Raw genomic sequence first — 3,425 nt, 5'->3', positions numbered from 1 at the left:
ATAAAACGGTCAGCACTTTCAAAACCCGATCTCTACGAAAACTGAATGCTAAGAGTGTCGTAGAAATTGTACACAGATTTAAATAATGTTAAAAGGCTGATGCCGTCGCCTGACTACTCTTAGTCAATCAGCGGCTCAGCCTCGGTTTGCCTTCTGCTGACACTTTGCTGAATTCACTGAGTTATGTCGCGCATGCTTAATGTGTAAGGGTACAAACTCTCTCTCATTTGAGTCACGCTCGATTATGACTTTAACTGTGAATATAAAAATGCAGTCAATGAACGCAACGCGCGGCTCGAGAGCACTCAGCAATCATAGATAAAGAAGCTCAAGCGTCGCGGAGCCGCTCAGCTCAATCTGTACAGTTGTGTTAATACTGTTTTTGGGCGCAATCATGGGCCTAATGACCATTGGAACAGATACTGTAGTCAGCAATGATGGAGGAGATCCAGCGGCCACTTTGCTCCACGATGAGATTGTAGTGGGCGAGGCCCTGACTAAGGTGGCGTTGTTGGCGCCGCTCACAGAAAACCAAGTGCTTCCACTGTTCGAGGACATTGTCATATAACCTTGCGCGCTGTCGATACTAGGGTTATCTAAATAAATTTGATAATTGCCAACGTTGTGGCCGTCGCTATCAGTGCCCAGTCCAAAATATTTGGCATCCTGAGCAACGGGGAAGTAGGTTGTGGGGTGAACATTATCTACCGCGGATAATCCAACCAAGGTAGGGCCGGCACAACCAATTTTGAGGTCGCCTGCCGGGACGTCAGCGAGGCTTGTACTAACGGTTTGATTCAGTGCGCCCGAAGGAATTGTCCCCAAAACTATGTTCAAGTTACCGCTTAGGGCAATCGAACAGGAGGGAGGAGAGACTGTCCCTTGAACTGCGAGGTCAACGGATGTTGCTGCAGCAGCGGTATGCGCTACTAAAACCAGTGGGATAATTACCCTCATCGCCTGCACCTTTCTTCATCAGCGTCACCGTGGGTTAGCGTTCGATATAGCTACAGTCAATAATGTGTACCCTTAAAATTTATTGCTCTGATAAATGTCAGCCTCTTGCTCCTCACTGATAACGCTATACTATTTTATTGCTGAGCTACGTCTATCATCCTGACGTATGAGAGATTAGCAACGCACAACACAATATTTCTGTAGGGCGATCCTGCTCTGGGGGAGGGTAACGCCCTATAGGTATGTTGCAGTTCAACCCACAGGGGGGGCAAGGTCAAAGATATGGCAACTTCCGAGATATTGAATTGGCTTAGGAGGTGAGCCCGCGCGTGATACCGCATGCCTGCCTTTATTTCCATAATGCTCGCAAAATCGATCGCGTTTATCGAGATCAAGCATCAACCCTCCCTAGATTGTTCTTGCAAAGAAGCACACCAGCCGCACTGACTTCATTGAATACGGCCACAACCTTCAATGTTATATTAGCCTCAGGCGTCGGAAGCTAAGCCGCATCTTTCATGCATTTCATGAGCGTTCTGCTTCCGCAAACTCTTTCTGAAACAATTGCGCTTGTTCGCTGGGCTTTTTTTTCCATGTTTTTCGGTCGGGTGGAAGCTGGGCGGCATAGGTCTTTAATTCGCCGCCTTCGATCTCTTGAAAATGCTGCACTTGGCGAAGCAGTTCAGTTCGCAATTCATCTTTGGTCATCATCGGCCTTTTATTCAACACTCAACGCGCAAGTTTTAGTTCATTGGCGACGCTCATTAGCCGATTCGAGGCGGGATAAAAAGCGGTCACCCTCTAGAGAATAGCCGGCCCAGCATCAAGAGAGCAATGAGCTCAAGCGCCTCGCCCAGAGGGCATACACCTAAGACTGCTCTCTGAATGACTTCAGAGGCATACTACATCGGACTGGCAGCCGCACTTTGGGCAGTGGATTAAACTGATGACGTACAGCAAGAGCCCATAAATTGGCTTGGTCTGCAGTAGGTGCGCCCCTTATCTGAGCAATGCACGGTTGCGCCACTGCATTCGTAGCTGCTGAAGTGGAGCGTGAAGGGAGACTGAAATGAAACAGCTGCTGCTCGCCCTCATAGGGCTATTACTGTCTGCTTGTGCCACGGAGGCCAAATATCAGAACATGTTGAGTGCTCTACAAGGCATTGAGGAATTGAGCCTAATCCGACGCTGGGGGCCGCCAGACGAAGTCTATGAGTCCCAGGGGCACCGTTTCTTGACTTATAATCATAATCAATCAGTGATGCTTCCAGGGGCAGAACCCATCTATCAATCGACCCTTTCCGGCGACACGGTTTATACTCGAGGTTATGGGGGGTATCCGCCGACGATCGTAACCTTGTCTTGCGTAACGACCTTCGAAATCGTCGATAGTAAAATAGTGAGCTCGTCGTATCATGGTGACAATTGCAGAGCCAATTGAGACCGCAGTAGCGATGAAGCCGAGTGGACGCTCTACTAATGGGCGGGCCTTGCTACTGGCCAGCCCTGCGGTACCGAGAAGTGGGTCTTTTTCTCTGCTTATTCTTTCAAAAGAGCCAGGATGGTGAGCCTTTTCTTTTCCATAAGGGGCGAATACTGTTTCGATAGAAAAGTAGCAGTTTTGCTAGGTAGGAATTTTAAGCGTTTCGCCGCTCTTGAACGTGTACACGCTGGGGATCCACTCATAATGGACCTTTTCCAGATCTAACGTGGCGAGCAATTTATCCTCTTCTAGCAGCGAATTATGGTCAAGTTTAGTTGTGTACAACACAGCTTGCCCGGGCTCGACTTCGAGAGAGGCTGAGATCTCGAGCGTTTTTACGGGATTGCCCATCGTATCCTTGATCACTAATGCACCTTTAAATCCAGACAATTCGCTTTCGCCGTTGTTTTTTATAACGAGTTCAATATCAATATAGTCTGAATAGATTTTTTTCTTGTAATTTTTTTTCTTTAATTTAAATGAAACCAAATTGGCTGTTAGTGCAGCATTCATGATAGCCAAGGCTTCAGTTTTTTTTTGGCTAATTTCCTCCAAAAGCGCGCGTTGTTTGGCTTCGTTATCCTTTATAGCTTGCTGCTGAGCTACCTCTGCCTCACGGATGGCTTGCTGTTTGGCGGCTTCCTCCTCGTCCTTAATGGCTTGCTGCTTGGCCGCCTTAGCGTTTTGTTCATCCTGCCATGCTTGCTGGGCGATGATCGCCTCGCCGATATTTATGGGCTTTCCTTTGTGTTCATCGAGCGCGTAATCCATAGCAGTACGGACTAAGTAGGTTTGCAGTAGCGTGCGGTCAGTTTCGCTGAGGGCTTGAATGGCTCTTTTCGCCTGGTAGGCTTCGACGACATCCAATATGCTATTATTGTTTGTGGGGAGTGAAACACTCTTAGGATCCGGATCGCGGCAAGCTGCCAGCGCAAGACACATCAAAGGAATGATGAGATATTGTAGCTTCACGATTTAATCCTTT

4 protein-coding genes are annotated in these 3,425 nt (G+C 48.0%); 1 reads left to right on the top strand and 3 read right to left on the bottom strand.

What is annotated here, in order from left to right:
* Nucleotides 1-312: 312 nt before the first annotated feature.
* Both D8U73_RS01330 and D8U73_RS01325 read right to left on the bottom strand, forming a co-directional pair.
* The gene (locus tag D8U73_RS01330; RefSeq protein ID WP_130903523.1) at nucleotides 313-957 is read right to left on the bottom strand and encodes a hypothetical protein; all 645 of its coding nucleotides are present in this window, start codon (nucleotides 955-957) and stop codon (nucleotides 313-315) included.
* Between the two features lie 525 nt (nucleotides 958-1,482).
* The gene (locus tag D8U73_RS01325) at nucleotides 1,483-1,665 is read right to left on the bottom strand and encodes a hypothetical protein (RefSeq protein ID WP_130903522.1); all 183 of its coding nucleotides are present in this window, start codon (nucleotides 1,663-1,665) and stop codon (nucleotides 1,483-1,485) included.
* 361 nt (nucleotides 1,666-2,026) lie between these two features.
* Between D8U73_RS01325 and D8U73_RS01320 the strand changes: the two genes are divergently transcribed.
* Nucleotides 2,027-2,398 carry a hypothetical protein gene (locus D8U73_RS01320; RefSeq protein ID WP_130903521.1) on the top strand — a complete coding sequence of 124 codons (372 nt, stop codon included), beginning with the start codon at nucleotides 2,027-2,029 and terminating at the stop codon, nucleotides 2,396-2,398.
* Between the two features lie 183 nt (nucleotides 2,399-2,581).
* Here D8U73_RS01320 and D8U73_RS01315 read toward each other — a convergent pair whose 3' ends face one another.
* Complete coding sequence (locus D8U73_RS01315) at nucleotides 2,582-3,412, bottom strand: cell envelope integrity protein TolA (RefSeq protein WP_130903520.1); 831 nt, start codon at nucleotides 3,410-3,412, stop codon at nucleotides 2,582-2,584.
* Nucleotides 3,413-3,425 lie beyond the last annotated feature (13 nt).

The sequence above is a fragment of the Pseudomonas sp. Sample_22 genome, assembly GCF_004307635.1.
Taxonomy (GTDB): domain Bacteria; phylum Pseudomonadota; class Gammaproteobacteria; order Pseudomonadales; family Pseudomonadaceae; genus Aquipseudomonas.
This window is presented reverse-complemented; position numbering and strand designations above follow the sequence as displayed.